The organism is Neisseria sp. P0020.S005, assembly GCF_051957055.1.
Lineage (GTDB): Bacteria > Pseudomonadota > Gammaproteobacteria > Burkholderiales > Neisseriaceae > Neisseria > Neisseria subflava_A.
The window spans coordinates 1-431 of the sequence record NZ_JBQCWV010000079.1; the positions used below are offsets into that span (position 1 = coordinate 1).

The window sequence follows — 431 nt, forward strand, 5'->3', positions numbered from 1 at the left end:
GGTTCCACCACAAGGGAAGTCTCATCTTCAGGCGAGTTTCGCGCTTAGATGCTTTCCGCGCTTATCTATTACGAACTTAGCTACCCGGCTATGCACCTGGCGTTACAACCGGTACACCAGCGGTTCGTCCACTCCGGTCCTCTAGTACTAGGAGCAGCCCCCGTCAAACTTCCAACGCCCACTGCAGATAGGGACCAAACTGTCTAACGACGTTTTAACCCCAGCTCACGTACCACTTTAAATGGCGAACAGCCATACCCTTGGGACCGACTACAGCCCCGGGATGTGATGAGCCGACATCGAGGTGCCAAACTCCGCCGTCGATATGAACTCTTGGGCGGAATCAGCCTGTTATCCACGGCGTACCTTTTATCCGTTGAGCGATGGCCCTTCCATACAGCACCACCGGATCACTACGTCCTGCTTTCGCA

The 431-nt window shown here is 54.8% G+C and carries 1 rRNA gene; it reads right to left on the reverse strand.

Annotated elements, in window-relative coordinates:
* A 23S ribosomal RNA gene (locus ACTHTU_RS11395) occupies window positions 1–431 on the reverse strand; the annotation flags it as partial.